The 16,644-nt window shown below is 66.9% G+C and carries 14 protein-coding genes; 7 read left to right on the top strand and 7 right to left on the bottom strand.

The window, feature by feature from the left end; translation table 11 throughout:
• Positions 1–41: 41 nt before the first annotated feature.
• The 4 genes from ABLG96_RS20885 to ABLG96_RS20870 form a co-directional block, all read right to left on the bottom strand.
• Positions 42–1,175, bottom strand: coding sequence for a peptidoglycan-binding domain-containing protein (locus ABLG96_RS20885; RefSeq protein WP_353649225.1), 1,134 nt, complete (start codon positions 1,173–1,175; stop codon positions 42–44).
• Positions 1,176–1,610: 435 nt separating this feature from the next.
• A complete protein-coding gene (locus tag ABLG96_RS20880; RefSeq protein WP_353649224.1) occupies positions 1,611–2,051 on the bottom strand; it encodes a hypothetical protein in 441 nt (146 codons plus the stop codon).
• An 826-nt stretch (positions 2,052–2,877) separates the two neighbouring features.
• A complete protein-coding gene (locus tag ABLG96_RS20875) occupies positions 2,878–3,132 on the bottom strand; it encodes a hypothetical protein (protein WP_353649223.1) in 255 nt (84 codons plus the stop codon).
• Entirely contained in the window at positions 3,089–3,922 is an 834-nt protein-coding gene (locus ABLG96_RS20870) for an FAD-binding oxidoreductase (RefSeq protein WP_353649222.1), read from the bottom strand. The genes ABLG96_RS20875 and ABLG96_RS20870 overlap by 44 nt, the downstream gene beginning before the upstream one ends.
• Positions 3,923–4,017: 95 nt before the next feature.
• Here ABLG96_RS20870 and ABLG96_RS20865 point away from each other — a divergent pair, with 95 nt between their 5' ends.
• Together ABLG96_RS20865 and ABLG96_RS20860 are read left to right on the top strand one after the other, a co-directional pair.
• Positions 4,018–4,659: an NmrA/HSCARG family protein gene (locus ABLG96_RS20865; RefSeq protein ID WP_353649221.1), complete on the top strand. Its 642-nt coding sequence runs from the start codon at positions 4,018–4,020 to the stop codon at positions 4,657–4,659.
• An 11-nt stretch (positions 4,660–4,670) separates the two neighbouring features.
• On the top strand, positions 4,671–4,871 hold the full coding sequence (locus tag ABLG96_RS20860) for a hypothetical protein (RefSeq protein WP_353649220.1): 201 nt from the start codon (positions 4,671–4,673) through the stop codon (positions 4,869–4,871).
• A gap of 170 nt (positions 4,872–5,041) precedes the next feature.
• On the opposite strand, the gene ABLG96_RS20855 is transcribed toward ABLG96_RS20860, so the two are convergent.
• On the bottom strand, positions 5,042–5,917 hold the full coding sequence (locus ABLG96_RS20855) for an LLM class flavin-dependent oxidoreductase (protein ID WP_353649219.1): 876 nt from the start codon (positions 5,915–5,917) through the stop codon (positions 5,042–5,044).
• Positions 5,917–6,936 (bottom strand): aldo/keto reductase, encoded by a 1,020-nt coding sequence (locus tag ABLG96_RS20850; protein ID WP_353649218.1) that lies wholly within the window; start codon positions 6,934–6,936, stop codon positions 5,917–5,919. Before ABLG96_RS20850 ends, ABLG96_RS20855 begins: the two co-directional genes overlap by 1 nt.
• 94 nt (positions 6,937–7,030) lie before the next feature.
• On the opposite strand from ABLG96_RS20850, the gene ABLG96_RS20845 reads away from it, so the two are divergent.
• On the top strand, positions 7,031–7,633 hold the full coding sequence (locus tag ABLG96_RS20845) for a TetR/AcrR family transcriptional regulator (RefSeq protein ID WP_353649217.1): 603 nt from the start codon (positions 7,031–7,033) through the stop codon (positions 7,631–7,633).
• A 682-nt stretch (positions 7,634–8,315) separates the two neighbouring features.
• A complete protein-coding gene (locus ABLG96_RS20840; protein ID WP_353651345.1) occupies positions 8,316–9,509 on the top strand; it encodes an IS701 family transposase in 1,194 nt (397 codons plus the stop codon).
• Between the two features lie 145 nt (positions 9,510–9,654).
• Here the strand turns inward: ABLG96_RS20840 and ABLG96_RS20835 are convergent, their stop codons facing one another.
• The gene (locus ABLG96_RS20835) at positions 9,655–11,082 is read right to left on the bottom strand and encodes an IS1380 family transposase (protein ID WP_353651611.1); all 1,428 of its coding nucleotides are present in this window, start codon (positions 11,080–11,082) and stop codon (positions 9,655–9,657) included.
• Positions 11,083–11,195: 113 nt separating this feature from the next.
• On the opposite strand from ABLG96_RS20835, the gene ABLG96_RS20830 reads away from it, so the two are divergent.
• From ABLG96_RS20830 to dnaB, 3 genes are all read left to right on the top strand, one after another.
• On the top strand, positions 11,196–12,218 hold the full coding sequence (locus ABLG96_RS20830; protein WP_353649216.1) for an IS30 family transposase: 1,023 nt from the start codon (positions 11,196–11,198) through the stop codon (positions 12,216–12,218).
• 133 nt (positions 12,219–12,351) lie between these two features.
• On the top strand, positions 12,352–14,301 hold the full coding sequence (locus tag ABLG96_RS20825) for a LamG-like jellyroll fold domain-containing protein (protein ID WP_353649215.1): 1,950 nt from the start codon (positions 12,352–12,354) through the stop codon (positions 14,299–14,301).
• Between the two features lie 800 nt (positions 14,302–15,101).
• Entirely contained in the window at positions 15,102–16,499 is a 1,398-nt protein-coding gene (gene dnaB, locus ABLG96_RS20820) for a replicative DNA helicase (RefSeq protein ID WP_353649214.1), read from the top strand.
• The last annotated feature ends 145 nt before the right edge of the window (positions 16,500–16,644 follow it).

Here is a 16,644-nt window from a genome sequence, read left to right as displayed (position 1 = left end):
CGCCCGGACGGTGGGATCGATCCTGCTGATGCTCGGGCAGGTCATGATCCGGTGTCGCCGAACAGCTGGATCTGCTGCCCCGGGTTGATACCGGTGACGACCGACAGTCCGCCGCTGGTGGCGAGCACGGTGACGGCGCGCTGGGTGCCGTCGGCCAGGACCACGGCAGCTGATCCGGCCGGGCCACCGAGGATGCTCGCGACCGGCACCACCGGTCCCTGCGTGGGCGGAACAACCACCACCGAGCCCTGCACCGTCGTGGGTCCGGGCACCGGCAAGCTGTCACAGTCCGATCCGCACACCGGCTTCCCGGCCTTGTCGGTGACCGTCCAGAGCACCCCGCCGTTCTCTCGGTCCTCCGCGGAACTGGAAACCACCCCTTCCCAGGTCGTGGCTCCGTGCTTGATCAGCACCTGCCCGTCCTGCGGGATGAGCGCGGTCTGCTGGCTGGCCAGCGCAATGGTGAACTTCGGCTCGCCGGTGACGATCGTGGCCACCGGTGAGCCCGCGGACACCTGCGAGCCGACAGTGAGGTCTTCGGGTACTACTATCCGCACCGGCAAGGTCGGCGTGAAGGTCACCTGACCTCGACGCACGATCCCGTTCCCTGGGATGCCGACGGCTTTCTGCCAGCGGCGCGCGGCCGCCATGGACGGAGCGTCGTGCACTCCGGTGACCGTGACCGGATAGCCGAGGGTGTTCAGCATCTGCTGCAACTGCTCGACGTCGGCACCTCGAACTCCCGGGCCGATGTCGCGGAACGCGGGCACGGTGCCGACCGCAGCGAAGGATGGCTGCAGATCGACGGAGACCAGCTGATCCCCCGCCTTCACCATCTCCCCTGACCGCACATTGACGGTGGTGACTGTTCCCGTCGCAGCTGATACCACCGGTCGCCCGGACGGCCAGGACACCGTCACCGAGACGTCCACGGCGCGTCCGACCTGACCGGCTACCACCGTGTACAGCGACGCGGTCGGCTGATCGAGGGGGTCGACTTCCGGCCGGCTGACCGTGGTCCCGGCCCAGAACGCGGCACCACCCACCGCCAGCGTGAGCGCTAGCCAGCCGATGACGGCTCGATAGCGACGTGGTCCCGACTGATCCGCGGCGATGACGGGTTTCCTCTCTGCGCAATGGGACGGGGCGACGCCTCCCGGCGCCGCCCCGTTCACTCGGTTAGTCTGAAGATCAGGCTCGTTCGCAACCCGCGTAGGTTCCCGCGTCGTCCAGGATGCCGCCGGTCACGGTCACCTTCCACGCGCCGCCACCGAGGGCACCGTAGTCCTTGTGATTCGTGGTGACCCCGTCACTGTGTGTGAAGTTTCCACCACCCGGGGCGAAACCGTTCGACGAACCCGACGTGCGCGACAGGAGGTATGACTGAGGTGTCGTCGAACCGGGACAAAGCTTGCTCCCCGACTTCGACACCGCGGCAGAGGCAATACCTGACCCCGCCAGGATGAGACCGCCGGTTGCTACGACAACCGCCATGGACCGCAATGCTTTCTTCACGTTTGTTTACTCCTTTTGTGGGCAACTGATGATGGACTTGGTGCTCACCTGTAGCTGCGTCTGATAGGCGACCGTCCTTCCTGGTGCAGTCCTCGTCATCCAGCGATCTTGTTGGGACACTTCGAGAGGCCGGCGCCGACCTCCGTCTCGGGGACGCCGTTGAAGACGTTCCAGTCCGGAGCGCCTGTCTGTTGTGCCCTGTCTCGGTACGTCTGGAACGTCTGCGCCGATTGCACCGAGAAACCGTTGTCGCTCAGGCACTTCCACTGTGCGTGCTGCAGGTCGTAGTAAGCCTGCAGCTGCTTGTCCGTGAAGTCCTTGGTCTGGATGACACCAACCTCCGCCAGACACTGCTGCTGCACCTGTTCCAGAGTGGTGTTCTGATCGGCGGGCAGACCGGGGTAAGTCATCGTGCCGTCCTCGGCAATGTCGACCGGGACACCCTTGCCCCGCATGCAGCCTGCATAGGCGTCGATGTACTCGCGCTGCGTGCCCGCGAAAGTCTTCAGATCAGCGTCGTCGACAACGCTGGTCACCCCGTCGCCAGAGTCTGTTCGGGCGGAGGGGGAGCCACCGGTTGTGAATGCTGCCGAGGTGCCCGTCACGCTGACCGATGACAACGGTGCGTCAGCCGAAGGTGTCGAGGCGGTGCCGACGGTGACTACCGGTTTGCTCTGCAACCCAGACGCAGTACCGCTCGGTTGAGCACCGGAGTTCGAACAACCAGCAACCACGATCAGCGCAACTGCGGCAAGCCCCCGAATGAACTTCATCACTCACCCCCAAGTTGTTCAGATGCTACGCCGAAGACCGGCAGAGCGACAGTATGTTTCGCCGACGCTTCGTCTGACGTCAAGCGCCGAGCGTTGCCCGCCGCCAGTCACCGGGTCGGACCAGGCGCCGGGCGGTGCCGTCTGCGGCGGCTCGGATCGCGGCGGCGACGTCCGGCGCCAAGCCAAAGTGGTCGCCCTTGCGGCACGCCACCGCGCCCGCGCCGAGGAGCTGGTCGAGGCGGCCCTGGAACGCCGGGAGGACTTCTCGGTAGAACCCGTCGGGCCGCAGTCGCGGATCCCGTCGGGTCGCGGTGCGCGGCCCACCACGCCCAGTAGAGGGCAGGTAGCTCGTGGCGCAGCCGAGAGTGCTCAGACCAGCACGCAGGGATCACGTGGTTCAGCTCGACGGCGTACTCGCCGTTGCAGGTGGCCACGAACCACAGCAGGGACGTGTGCAGCTCGTCGGCCTCATCGTCGGTCAAGTTCGACCAGGCCCACGGCGGCCGGCCATCCTTCGCCAGGTTGGCCAGCGGCGTTGCGGTGTCCTCTCCCCGGTTGGGGACTGGCATGCCGCGCGGATCTGGGTCGCTCATTTCTGCATCTCCATCGGTCCGCCGGACACCGAGATCATCCGTTCGTAGTCGGCGTCGTCGACGACCTTCGCCCGGGCGAGGGCGAGGTCCCGGTTGACGGTGGCAAGTTCCTGCCCGATCCGGCGACGCAAACCGCGCTGTTCGTAGGTGGCGCGGGTGTATGCGACGAACGGGGCAAGTCCGCGGCCGATGATCACCGATTCGCCGTCAGCGAGGCGTTGCTGGTCTCCGACGGTGAACGTGTCGAGCATCTGCAACTGCTCCGACCCGCGGCCGAGCTCGCCGGTGCGGGTGGCCCGCACGACGGCGGTCTGGCCGGCCCGGTCGGCCACGTCCCGCGCGACGCCGGACCACGTCTTCCCCGACCTCGGTCATCGCTGCGGACCACGCGGTCACGACCGCGTCGAGGTCCTCCACCGGCCAGAGCAGGTAACCCGCGTGCAGCTCGGGTACAGCCACAAGGTCGAACTCCAGCGCCGTCGCTATCCCCACCCCGCCGCCTCCCCGGACGGCGAACATCGCCGCGCGGTCGAGGGCGTCCGCCGCGTCGTCGCTGGCGTTGCGCAGTGCACCGGATCCGTCGACGTAGTCGACGCTCCGCAGGGCGGCCGATGCCATCCCGTGCGGGCGCGACAGCCAGCCGATACCACCACCGAAGGTGTAGCCGGCGATGCTCACACTCGCAGCTGACCCGGCCAGGCCGAGCAGGCCGTGCTCCTGCGCGGCCGCGTTGACCCGACCCCAGGTGAGCCCAGCACCGGCGGTGGCGAAGTGCCCGCCTGCGTCGATGGTGAGCGAGCTGAGCCCGGAGGTGTCGAGCAGGACCGTGTCCTCGCCGACGGTTCCGCCCGCTCCGTGTCCGGTCGCCTGCGGCAGGATCCGGAGCCCGCGTCGGGCCGCCTCGCGGACGATGTCGCCGACCTGCGCTGCGTCGGTCGCTCGCGCCACCCACGCCGGCCGCTGGGTTCCGGAGGAATTGCGGGGCGCGGTGGCGGCGACGTAGATGTCGCTGCCGGGTTCGTGGAAGGTCGGAACGGCCATGGTGTCTCCTGACTGCGGGCGGGAATAAGCGGAGTATTTCCTCCGTTTGATCGGACGTCAAGCATCCCATTCTCTCGCCATACGAAGGACATGACATGAGCACACCCACCACCACCGCACCGATCGCGATCCTCGGCGCCACCGGCCAGCAGGGCAGCGCAGTCGTCGACGCGTTGCTCGCCGCCGGACAGACCGTACGGGCGATCGTCCGCACGCCGGACTCGGCAAAGGCACAGGCCCTCTCGGCCCGCGGGGTCGAGGTCGTCGCCGGCGACCAGGATGACCCGGACAGCCTCCGCGGTCCGCTGACCGGCGTTGCCGCGCTGTTCCTGATGACCACCTTCACCGATGATTCAGGCACTGAGGGCGAGGTGCGGCGCGGGATCGCCACCGCCGATGTCGCGGCGCAGGTCGGCGTGCCACGGGTCGTCTACTCCTCGGTGGGCGGCGCCGAGCGCGACAGCGGTGTGCCGCACTTCGAGAGCAAGTACCGGGTGGAGCAGCACCTCGAGTCGCTGCTGCCGTCGGTGGTCGTGCGGCCCGCATTCTTCATGGACAACTTCGTGGGCCAACTCGACGCGGCCGGCGACGGAGAGTTCGTGCTGCGCCAGCCGATGCCGGGTGACGTACCGCTGCAGATGATCGCTGTGCGCGACATCGGGGTGATCGCCGCAGCCGCACTGGTCGCCCCGATGCTCTCGGCGGGTCGACCCTCGAGATCGCCGGGGACGAGCTGACCGGGGAGCAGATGGCGAGCCGCATCGGCGAGCATCTCGGCGGGCCGGCCCGCTTCGAGCAGCTGCCCGTCGACGTCCTGCCCGACGAGGACCTCAAGGCCATGTTCCGCTGGTTCGTCGACACCGACGCCTACCAGGCCGACCTCGCCCGCACCAGGACCGTGGATCCCGATGTGCTCGACTTCGCCGGTTGGCTCGCGCAGCGCGGATGAGCGCGGAGCGGCGATGTGCGCGGACGGCGATGAGCGCGCAGCGGCGATGAGCCGCCCCGGGCGGTGACGACGCTTGCCGCAGGTTCGTCCCCCCGAGATGACCGGGGGATTCGGATCAGCGGTGGGGTCGTTGTCCGCTGCCGATCAGTACCGCGATGCAGGGTCAGGGATCAGCATGCCGGGGTGATGAATTGGTCAGTGACCCATTGAGCGACGTTGTCGAGATAGGGAGCTGGCAGCATGAGCACGATGTGTCCGAATCCGGCCTCCATGACCTGCTCGATTCCGGCGCGCGTGTCGCTGGGGCGGTCGTAGGAGACCGGCACGTTGGTCGAGCGGACGATGGCGGCGGGGTCGCGTCCGATCTCGGTGCACAAGCGGTCCAGAATAGCGCTTCGACGAATGCCGTCGGCCATGTCGCCGCCTTGGAAGTTCCATACATCGGCGTACCGGGCGACCACCCGGAGTGTGGGGGTCGCGCCACCGCCGATCACGATGGGCGGGTGCGGTTGCTGTACGGGCTTGGGGTTGCCGAAGGCGCCGGTCAGATGCACATGGTCGCCGTCGAAGTCGAAGGGTTCGTCCGCACTCCAGAGCCGCGTGATGACTGTGAGCGCCTCGCCCAGCGCGCCGACGGCGTGCTCGGCGTCGTGGAACGGCAGGCCGTGCGCCTCGTATTCGCGTCGGGCGATCGGAGCGCTCGGACGGGACCCGGCGCCGATGCCGAAATCGAGCCGACCGCCGGAGACGACGTCGACGGTCGCTGCGATCTTGGCCAGCATCGCGGGTGGGCGGAACCGATTGCTGGTCACGAGCAGTCCGATGCGGAGCCGCTGGGTCTGCGCGGCCAACGCTGAAAGCAAGGTCCAGCCCTCGAAGGCCGGGCCGTTCGGATCGCCACCGATGGGCATCAGGTGATCGAACAACCAGGCGTGCTCGATCGCCGGAATCTCGTCGGCCCCACGCCAGACCCGGATCAGGTCCTCATAGGCGACGTTCATCGGTGGCGTCATGATCCCGAAGCTCGGGCGCGCGGTGGTGGGCATCAGCGCCGCCGGAGTGAGGCGTCGGTGATGGACGGGCGGGTGTCCATCTTCTCCTCCGGCGACAGATCCACTCCGGGAGCGACGATCTTGTCGATGGCGTCCAGGACGTCCGCGGACAGCACGGTGTCGGCGGCCGCGAGTTGGGACTGGAGGTGCTCCATCGTGCGGGGGCCGATGATCGAGCTCGTGACGCCGGGGTGGGCGGTCACGAATCCCAGGGCGAGTTGGATCATCGTCAACCCGGCATCGGCTGCGACCGTAGCGATCTGTTCGACGGCGTCGAGCTTCGCGCGGTTCGCTGGGACATCGAGGTCGAAACGCTGCGGCATGACGTTCGACCGGTGGGTGGCGATCTGTCGGCCCGCGCGTACTGCACCGGAGAGCCACCCCGAGGACAGCGGGCTCCACACCAGCACCCCGAGTCCGTACTGCTCGGTCACCGGGAGCACGTCGGTCTCCGCGCCGCGGTTGAGGATCGAATAGTTCAACTGTTCGGTCACGTACCGACCCAGGTGGTGCTCACGAGCGGCCCATTGGCCCTGCACGATCCGGTACGCCGGGAAAGTCGAGGACCCGAAGTAGCGGATCTTGCCCGCCCGTTGCAGATCGGTCAGCGCTGACAGCGTCTCCTCGTCGGTGGTGCTCGGGTCCCAGCGATGCACCTGATACAGGTCAATGTGATCGACGCCCAGCCGGCTCAGGCTGGCATCCAGCGCACTGATCAACCACCGGCGGGAGGAACCGCGGTGGTTGCGTTCGGCACCCATCGGCAGGAACGCCTTGGTCGCCAGGACCACGTCCTGATGCCGACCGGCGAGGGCCCGACCGACCATCTCCTCGGACTCTCCCTGGCTGTAGAAGTCCGCGGTGTCAACGAAGTTCACACCTGCCTCCAGCGCGGCGTCGATGATTTCCGTCGCGTCCTGCTGTGTCGTCTGGCCGATCGCACCGAAGTTCATAGCGCCGAGCGACAGTGCGCTGACCTGGACCCCGGTCCGGCCGAGCGTGCGGTACTGCATTCAGGTCTCCTCATGTGATGATCTGAGTGGAACGTTGCTCCGGTTACTATATGGAGCGGTGTTCCGTTTATGCAAGGAGACGAGAGGATCCGACGTGTCGCAAGTGGAACAAGGAGCGACGCCGTCGTCGGTACGCAAGCGCGCGGACGCCCGCCGCAATCAACAGGTGCTGCTCGACGCCGCCGCCGCGGTCTTCATCACCCACGGAGTCGACGCACCGGTCCGGATGATCGCCGCGAAAGCTGAGATGGGTATCGGCACCATCTACCGCCACTTCCCGACCCGGGCCGACCTCATCGTCGCTGTCTACCGCCACCAGGTGGAGGCGCTCGCAGATGCCGCCCCGCGCTACCTGGCCGGCGTCGAAACCGCCCGTGAGGCGCTGGCGAAGTGGATGGACCAGTTCGTGAACTTCCTGGTCACCAAACACGGACTTGCCGGCGCGCTCCGGTCCGACGACTCCGGGTTCCAGACCCTGCACGCGTATTTTCTGGACCGACTCGTCCCGGCATGCGCCTCGCTGCTCGAAGCCGCGATCGAGGCCGGCCAGATCCGGCAAGATGTCGATGCCCTCACCCTCATGCACGCAGCCGGCAACCTGTGCATCGGGGTCGAGGTCGGGGGAACGACGGGCTACGACGCCCACCGCATGGTCGGCCTGCTCATCGCAGGATTACGGCAATCGCCCTCGGCCTGATGGAAAATGGTGCCTTGACCTCTCGCTGCGGTGGCACTACGACACGGGACGCCCACCCCGCAGTCACTGCTGGACCCGGTCGGATTGCCGGTCGTCTCGGCGACGTGTCTTCCCGTCTATCCGTCGCAGCACCTGCCGGTCAACACCGACCGTGTTCGAGGTCGCCCGCAGCCACGGTCTGCGCACGGCTGGTCGGACAAGCACCGTGGTTACCTGCGGTTCATGTTCACCGAGTCATTGCCACCATCTCAACCGGGCCCTGATCACCGCGTTCTTCGCCCACGCGTCGATCGCCCTCGACCGGGCGGCGCTCCTCAACTCCTCGAGGCAGGTCGAGCGTGAGCGCGCAAGTCGACGCGGGCGGCCCAGCCGGGTAGTCCGTGTGCCGTCCTTGTTGGTGGGCTTGTGGTTTCGATGTTCCTCGAGGTCCATCTCGCGTCTGCAGGGCTGAGGCCGTCGTTGCCTAGTACTACAGCCGTAGATGGTGGTCTTGGGCGTGTTGTCGCAGGTCAGAGCGGCCAGCGCATGATCATTGGTGGTTGTGAAGACAACAAGAATCGCTGCGCTGGCCGCAGCCCACAGGATAGATCCTGACCGCTGGTGGGATGGGTTCGGCGCGCTGTTGGACCGGATCCGGCCCCGCTTTGCGCGTTACGAACCAGCTCGGCATGCCAGCGCGTTGATGTTGGGTTTGCTGTCCGGGTTGGATCGGAAGAACTGTTGGACCATCGCTGAGCATCGGGGCGAGGTGAGCCCGGATGGGTTGCAGCACTTGCTGTCTCGGGCGAAGTGGGATGCCGACTCGGTTCGTGATGATCTGCGGGACTACGTGGTGGATGCGTTCGGTGATCCAGCCGGGATCCTGGTGGTCGATGAGACTGGTGATGTGAAAAAGGGCGAGCACACCGTCGGCACGCAACGCCAGTACACCGGCACCGCCGGCCGGATCGAGAACGCGCAGGTCGCGGTGTATCTGACGTACGCGGCGCCGAGGGGACACGCGTTGATCGACCGGGCGCTGTATCTGCCCAGGTCCTGGACCGATGACCCGGTCCGCCTCGCTGACGCCGGGGTGCCGGCCGGGGTCGAGTTCGCCACCAAAACGGCGCTCGCGGCCAAGATGATCGGTGCGGCATTGGATGCCGGCGTCCCAGCCCGATTCGTGGCCGGTGACGAGGTGTACGGCAATGACTCCAAACTCCGCTCGGCGCTGGTCGACCGGCGCGTCGGCTACGTGCTGGCCGTCTCGTGTGACCACCGGACACCCAGCCCGGACGTACCGGTCCGGGCCGATCTGCTGGCCGACACCCTGCCAGCCAAGTCGTGGCAGACGTTGTCCGCAGGTGCCGGTACCAAGGGGCCGCGGTACTACTCGTGGGCACTGATCCGGATCCGTCCGGACGAGCCGGGCCGTCACTGGCTGTTGCTGCGCCGCAACATCTCCACCGGCGAGATGGCCTACTACCGCTGCTACAGCCCGCGGCCCGTCCCGCTGGCCGCCCTGGTCCGGGTCGCCGGCCAGCGGTGGAAGATCGAAGAGTCTTTCCAGACCGCGAAAGGCCAGGCAGGACTGGATGAACACCAAGTCCGCCGCTGGTGTTCCTGGCACCGCTGGTCCACTCTGGCGATGCTGGCGATGGCATTCCTGGCCGTCACTACCGCCGCCGAGAAACACCGACACCCCACACCAGCCGGCCTCATCCCCCTGACCATCAACGAGCTCCGCAGGCTCTTCGACGCCCTTGTCGCCGGCGCCGTCGCCACCCGCGAACACATCATCCACTGGTCCACCTGGCGCCGAAAACACCAAGCCACCGCCCGCGAATGCCACTATCACCGCAGGTCAGAAGACCTCCAACCCCAACTACGGCTGTAGTACTAGCCCCGGTCTTTCATAGCTCTGCTGATGGGTTGTGAAAGGTGTTGCGCGGCTTGATGTTCAGGTTCGGGTATGACTGTGGTCCGGCTGGCGGTGCCGGTGGTCGGGTCTCCGGTGGTGCTGTTGCAGGTGGTCGGGGTTGTCAGGTGGTGATCGGAATGGCGCCGATGTTCGCGAACACTGCGACGATCGCCGCGGCCCAGGGCCAGGTGTCAGGGATCCGCAAGTGTCGGCGGCGGCCGGTGTGAGCCAGTCGGGCGGGGACGTGCAGGAACCGGTAGCGGAGCGCTTTCGGCTCACACCCGGCCAGCGAGGTTGCGGTGCCGGTGCAGCCCAGCAGTCGGGTCCAGGCGATCAGGTCGGCGGCGATCTGGACCGCGGCCAGCCAGGCTTGGTTGATCGGGAACTCGCGGGACGGGAAGCGGCGCAGTCCCGAGTCTTTGGCGTGCCGGATCCGGTCTTCGACGCGGGCGTGCGCGCGCTGCCGGGCTTCCAGGAATGCGAGTTGCCCGGCCTGGGTGTTCGTCGCGAACGCCTGGTAGCGCCACCCGTCACGTTCCTCGAACAGGGACAGTTGGGCACCGGGGTGGGGTCGTTCGCGGCGCACGATGACCCGCATCCCCGCCGGCCACTTGGCCAACACGGCCGGGTCGATCAGCCCGGTCAGGTCGGCGACATCACCACCGACCCGGACCTCGCCGTCGGCGTCGGAGGCCTCGGTCCACACCGATCTGGGGACCTGTGTGATCGCGGTCCGGACGTGTTCGGTGACGGGGAATCCGACGCTGTACTCGACCCGGCGACCCCGGATCTGATCCTGCTGGTCCAGCCACGCGACCAGTTTGTGGGAGGCGCCGGCACCGTCGGAGCGGACCAGCAGAGCTTTGCGGTGCGCGGCGGGGATCTGCTGGATCGCTTCGCCCAACACCTGGATGTGGTCGGCGGCGGTGTTCGACCCGGCTTTGCCAGGGCGGAGGGTCGCGGCCAGGAACTCGCCGGTGTTGTCGCACCAGACGCCGATCGGATGGAACCCGAACGTCTTCTTGAACGTGGGTGTGGCCTGGTCCTTCTCGCTGTGCGCGATGACGATCGTGGCATCGACATCCAGCACGATCACCGAACCGAGGTCGGTCCCGGCCACCTTGCTGACCGGGATCCCGCCCGGCCTGGCAGCGAGCTGGGTCCACACAGCGCGGCGGGTCCGGGCACGCGCCGCCTGCACCTTCTTGAGCCGGGAGGCGGTCAGCTCATCCAGGCATCGCCACACCGTTGCCGGCGATGCGACCGCACCGAGCACGCCGCTCTGGTGGCGCAGCACGTCGATGTCGGCGATCGCCTCCCCGCCGCCGGCGATCATCACCGCGACATCGATGAGGACCCGGCCGCGGTCATGGCGTGGGGTGAAACCACGTCTGATCTGGGCTTTCGACAACTCGGAGGTCAGTCCCACCCGGTCGGCCAGCAACCGGACCGCGACACCACCCGCGTGCCCGACGACGCCGACACTGCCAGCAGAAACAGACAGACCAGTCGACCACGAAGTACGCTTCACCTGCGGAGTGCCTTCCAGCGAGACGATATGGACCCTAGATAAGTCCAAGTATCGGCAGTGTCATAGCGTCGTAGCAACGTCCCTGGTCAGGGGGTGGTGACTGGCGGGGGCGGGCGCGGATGGCACGGCGGATGGTGACGATCGAGGATCGGGTGGTGATCGCAGCTGGGTTGAAGGCGAAGCTCACGTTGACGGCGATCGCTGCTGAGCTGGACCGGTCGGTGTCTGTGATCAGCAGGGACATCCGCCGGCATCGGGTCGGCCCGGCCGGCTACGGCCCTGTGTCCGCGGACTCGACCGCACGGCTTGCACGTTCCCGGCCACAGCAGCGCAAGATCGATGCGGATCCTGTCCTGGCGGCACGGGTGAGGGCTGATCTGCGGCACTCCCGGACGCCGCGGCAGATCGCCGGCCGGTTGCATCTGGAGGCCGGCGACGCAACGGTGGGGCTCATGGGTTCTTCCCCGGACGCGCAGGGCCGGCTGGTGTCGCACGAAGCGATCTACCGGTGGATCTATGCGCTGCCCAAGGGTGAGTTGGCCCGGCAGGGGATCATGTTGCGCAGCAAACGATCTGCCCGGCAGCGGCGCCGCCCGGTCGGGGAACGCAGCTGGGATCGAATCGTCGGAATGGTGTCCATCGACGACCGTCCCGAACACGTCGCCGACCGTAAGGTACCCGGTTGGTGGGAGGGTGACCTGATCGTCGGTAAGGGCGGGAAGTCGGCCGCTGCAACGCTTGTCGAACGCACCACCCGATACACCCTGATCCTCGGCCTGCCGCAGGGGAAAAAAGCTGATGGCCTGGCCGACGCTTTGATCGATCACCTGCAGGGCCTGCCGAACTTCATGCGGCAGGGCTTGACCTGGGACCAGGGCACCGAGATGGCCCGCCACGCGTCGGTGACCATCGCCGCGGACCTGCCGATCTACTTCGCACACCCCCACAGTCCATGGGAACGACCCACCAACGAGAACACCAACGGCCTGATCCGCGACTACCTACCCAAGGGCGATCACATCACCAGCCACCAGCCCTACCTCGACGCCATCGCCGCTGAACTCAACGAACGACCCCGAGCCGTCCTCGGATACCTCACCCCACGAGAAGCCTTCGAACGCCTACTCCTAGCCAACGTTGCTTCCACGGGTTGACACTGCCATCCCTTGCTGGACAGGCACTTTCGCGCTTTCACACGCCGATCAGACAGGCAACCCGTGAACGGTCCGGGCTAGCGTCCTTGCCGTTCAAGGGAAATTGACTCAAGAAATGAATGGGAAGGTTCTTATGTCCAATCACGATGACACCGCCTCATACGAGCGAAGTGGTCAGAGCCGCCGAGGTTTCCTGCGCAGTACGGCGCTGGCCGGTGCCGGCGCGGCGCTTGTAGGCATCGGTGGGCCCGTGCTCGGCGAATCGACGGCGTCCGCGGCGGGCGTGCAATCCAGCGGTAAGGTCGGCACCTGGAATCCGGATCCGCAGGCGCTGCAATTCACCCTCGCGGTCATGCCGGACACCCAGTTTCTGTACTGGGGCAGCCAGGACAGCATCAGCCGCACGCCGCAGGAGGAGTCCTTCCGGTACATCATCAACAACAGCCGGGACGCCAACAACAACATCGTGTTCATGGCCCACCTCGGCGACCTGACGCAGGACGCTGACCCGATCTCGTTCGCCCAGGTCGACAAGGCGTTCGCGCTGATGGACTCGCACGGCGCCGCCTACAGTGTGCTGGCCGGCAACCACGACGTGAGGGGCGACGACAGCCGCGGTGACACGCCCTACCTGCAGACCATGGGACCTCAGCGGTTCAAGAAGTCGAAGACGTTCGCCGGGTCCGACGCGACCGGATACAACACCGCGCACATCTTCCAGGCAGCCGGCCGTTCTTGGTTGCTGCTGGCGATGGACTGGCGGACCACCGATCAGGGCTTCGCGTGGGCCAACAAGGTGATCAAGGCGCACCCGAAGATGCCGGTGGTCCTCACCGCGCACGACATCGTCGGTTCTGTCTACGACGACAACGTCTTTCCCTACCCCTCCGGCGACCCGGACAACGACGCGGTTCTTTCCGGTTACGGTCAGACGGTCTGGGACAAACTGGTCACTGGTAACGACCAGATCTTCCTGACCATCAATGGCCACTACTGGCCGCCGGGGCGGATGACCAAGAAGAACGCCGCCGGCAATGACGTGTACATGCACATCACCAACTACCAGAACCGCTACTTCGGCGGCGGCGCCATGATCCGGCTGTACCACTTCGACCTGATCCGCAAGACCATCGACGTCGAGACGATCAACCCGTGGATCCTGGCCCAGGCACCCCAGACGCGCAACGAGCTGCAAGCCGAGCTCGCCCGGATCACCGGCCCGGTCGACAATTTCTCCATCCCGATCGACTTCGAGCAGCGGTTCTCCAGCTTCCTCCCGGTTCCGGTCCGGCCCGCCCGGCCGGCCGGCCAGGAGCTGGTGCCGGGCACCCAGGCGTATTGGCGCTTCGACGGGCTCGGCGCCTCCGGAACCTCGCTCCGCGCCGGCCAGATGGTCCCGGACCTGTCGGGCAAGGGAAACGATCTGACGGTGGTGAGCGTGCCGGGCACCGCCGACGGTGCGCTGACCACATCCACCGAGCACCACCCCGACCAGCCCGGGCACGCCAGCCTGAAGTTCGTCGGTGGCCGCAATCCGGTTCACGGCTCGTATCTGACCACCGGGTCGAAGGCCCCACTGAACCGCGAAACCTTCACCAGCGGATACACAATTGAGACGTTCGTGATGCTGCCGCTGGACTGGGACGCCGGCAATAACGGCAATGCATCGATCTTGAGCCGCCGAGGTTCGGCCGGGGCAGCCGGCAAGCACGGCAAGAACACCGACCCGAACGAGCCGCTGGCTCAACTGAACATCACCAACAACGGCCGCGAGGCGCAGTTCAACCACTACCCGCTGAACAACACCTACCCGACGACCAACTGGGGTCAGGGCATGGTCGAGCTCAGGTGGTGGCACCTGGCGGTGGTCAACGACGGTCGCCTCACGAAGTTGTACGTTGACGGCGCCGCGGTCGCCGACAACCCCGATCGAATGTCGGTCGGCCTCACCTCGTTGGGGCTGCCCTGGCTGTTCGGCGCCCACGAGTACGCCGGGGCCCTCGACGTTGTCTTCCACGGCAGCGTCGGTGACACCCGCATCGTGAACCGTCCCCTACGCCACAGTGAATTCCTCACCAGGTAATGCGCCCGACGGTCTCCCGGCCCCGGCTGACCTGCCGGAGCCGGGAGCATCCATGTGATTCGGCGTCGTAGGCACACCTGCCGTGACCGGTCGGGCTCCTGGTTCGCGTTCTAGCAGGTCAAGCACCGTGTCGACGAGTCCGGGGGGAGCGGGTGGCGGCGCGCTGCTGTCTGGCTGGTCAGTCCAGCCCGCGAGCGCCAGTTGGCCCGCACCAGGACCGTGGATCCCAATGTGCTCGACTTCGCCGGTTGGCTCGCGCAGCGGGGGTGAGCGCGGAGCGGGCATGAGCCGCCTCCGGGCGTCGACGACGCTTGCCGCAGGATCGTCCGATGAGGTGGGCGTGCTCGGTGGCAGGGATGTGTGGTCACCACGGCGGGCGTGTTCCTGGTCCAGCAGGACACGCCCGACGCCGCCGCGCCGAGCACATCCGGCGAACAAGTTGTCCCCAGGGCTTGACCGCCGTCCACCGCGTTGACCTGCATGGACAGCAGAACGTCCGAGAGATTTCCCCAGGTTGTCCACAATCGTCCGGCGTCGTGTCCTGCGACGATGCCGGGCTGTGCACATCCGGTCAACACCGCGTCAACAGCCCGTGCACACCCCGGCTTGGCGCGGCTGTCCGCTCGCCCTACGTTCTCCACGACGACCGATGACGGAAGACTGTCGGAGGTGTCTCGTAGACATTCCCCATGACGGTCGATCAGCGAGCGGCGGCACGTGCGAGTGGCGTGCAGGAACGCGTCGGACGGACGTCGCGGCAATCGGCTCCCACGGGAGCACCAGAAGGGGACAGTGCTTCGATGGCAGCAGGACTCGCGCGCTCCGACGATCGGTTCACGGAGCAGCCGGCGCCGCAGTCCCGCTTCGAACGTCAGCCGCCGCAGGATCTTGCGGCCGAGCAGTCCGTCCTCGGGGGGATGTTGCTCAGCAAGGATGCGATCGCCGACGTGGTGGAGACCCTGCGCAGCGGCGACTTCTACAAGCCGGCCCACTCGCTGATCTTCGATGCCGTGCTGGATCTCTACGCGAAGGGCGAGCCGGCCGATCCGATCACCGTCACCGGAGAGCTCGACCGCACCGGGAAGCTCTCCCGCACCGGCGGTGCCACCTATCTGCACCACCTGACCTCGATGGTGCCGACGGCCGCGAACGCCGGTTTCTACGCCCATATCGTCGCGGAGAAAGCCATCCTGCGGCGGCTCGTGGAGGCCGGCACCACCATCGTCCAGCTCGGGTACGGCGGCGCCGACGGCGAGATGGGCGGAGGTGCCGTCGACGAGATCGTCGACCGCGCCCAGGCCGAGCTGTACGACGTCACCGAGCGACGCACCAGCGAGGACTACGTCATCCTCGACGAGATCCTGCAGCCGACGCTCGACGAGATCGATGCGATCGCCAGCTCCGGTGGTCGGGGTTCCGGGATCCCCACCGGCTACGCCGATCTGGACGCGCTGACCAACGGCCTGCACCCGGGCCAGATGGTGATCATCGCCGGCCGCCCCGGCATGGGGAAGTCGACCGCGGCGATGGACATGGCCAGGCACGCCGCCATCAAGCACAAGATGGCCACCGTCGTGTTCTCGCTGGAAATGAGCAAGACCGACCTGGCGATGCGGTTGCTTTCGGCCGAGGGTGAGATCAAGCTCAGTCAGATGCGCAGCGGCACGATGACCGACCGCGACTGGCAGAAGATCGTCCGCCGGATGGGCGAGATCACTGATGCCCCACTGTTCTTCGACGATTCACCCAACATGACGATCATGGAGATCCGCGCCAAGGCGCGGCGGCTCAAGCAGCGCCACGACCTGAAGCTGATCGTGGTCGACTACCTGCAGCTGATGACGTCGGGCAAGAAGGTCGAGTCCCGTCAGCAGGAGGTCTCGGAGTTCTCCCGGCAGATGAAGCTGCTCGCCAAGGAGTTGGAGCTCCCGGTGGTCGCGCTCTCGCAGCTGAATCGTGGCGCCGAACAGCGCACCGACAAGCGGCCGATGTTGTCGGACCTGCGTGAGTCCGGATCCCTCGAGCAGGACGCGGACGTCGTGATCCTGGTGCACCGGCCGGATGCCTACGACTCCGAGGACCGCCCCGGCGAGGCCGATCTGATGGTGGTCAAGCACCGCAACGGTGAGACCCGCACCATCCCGGTCGCACACCAGTTGCACTACTCCCGCTTCCACGACATCGCGGCGGGGATGTAGCACCGCCGACGCGGCGGTGCAGGCGGCTCTCCGCTGTGGTCCAGGCTCGGACAACCACTCCGGTTGTCACTGCGCACGGGCGGGGGACGAGACGATGACGAACAACACGCGCCGGGGTGGTCAGGACACCGCGCTCACGGTGGTC

Source organism: Nakamurella sp. A5-74 (assembly GCF_040438885.1).
GTDB lineage: Bacteria > Actinomycetota > Actinomycetes > Mycobacteriales > Nakamurellaceae > Nakamurella.
Note: the sequence above shows the minus strand (reverse complement) of the source record. Positions and strands in the feature narration are given on the sequence as shown.

Excerpts from the sequence above, each read along its gene's own strand:
- ABLG96_RS20855 (WP_353649219.1), bottom strand. The coding sequence starts at position 5,917 with ATGCCCACCACCGCGCGCCCGAGCTTCGGGATCATGACGCCACCGATG.
- ABLG96_RS20860 (WP_353649220.1), top strand. The coding sequence starts at position 4,671 with ATGGCGAGCCGCATCGGCGAGCATCTCGGCGGGCCGGCCCGCTTCGAG.
- ABLG96_RS20840 (WP_353651345.1), top strand. The coding sequence starts at position 8,316 with ATGTTGGGTTTGCTGTCCGGGTTGGATCGGAAGAACTGTTGGACCATC.
- ABLG96_RS20875 (WP_353649223.1), bottom strand. The coding sequence starts at position 3,132 with ATGCTCGACACGTTCACCGTCGGAGACCAGCAACGCCTCGCTGACGGC.
- ABLG96_RS20825 (WP_353649215.1), top strand. The coding sequence starts at position 12,352 with ATGTCCAATCACGATGACACCGCCTCATACGAGCGAAGTGGTCAGAGC.
- ABLG96_RS20850 (WP_353649218.1), bottom strand. The coding sequence starts at position 6,936 with ATGCAGTACCGCACGCTCGGCCGGACCGGGGTCCAGGTCAGCGCACTG.
- ABLG96_RS20870 (WP_353649222.1), bottom strand. The coding sequence starts at position 3,922 with ATGGCCGTTCCGACCTTCCACGAACCCGGCAGCGACATCTACGTCGCC.
- ABLG96_RS20830 (WP_353649216.1), top strand. The coding sequence starts at position 11,196 with ATGGTGACGATCGAGGATCGGGTGGTGATCGCAGCTGGGTTGAAGGCG.
- dnaB (WP_353649214.1), top strand. The coding sequence starts at position 15,102 with ATGGCAGCAGGACTCGCGCGCTCCGACGATCGGTTCACGGAGCAGCCG.
- ABLG96_RS20865 (WP_353649221.1), top strand. The coding sequence starts at position 4,018 with ATGAGCACACCCACCACCACCGCACCGATCGCGATCCTCGGCGCCACC.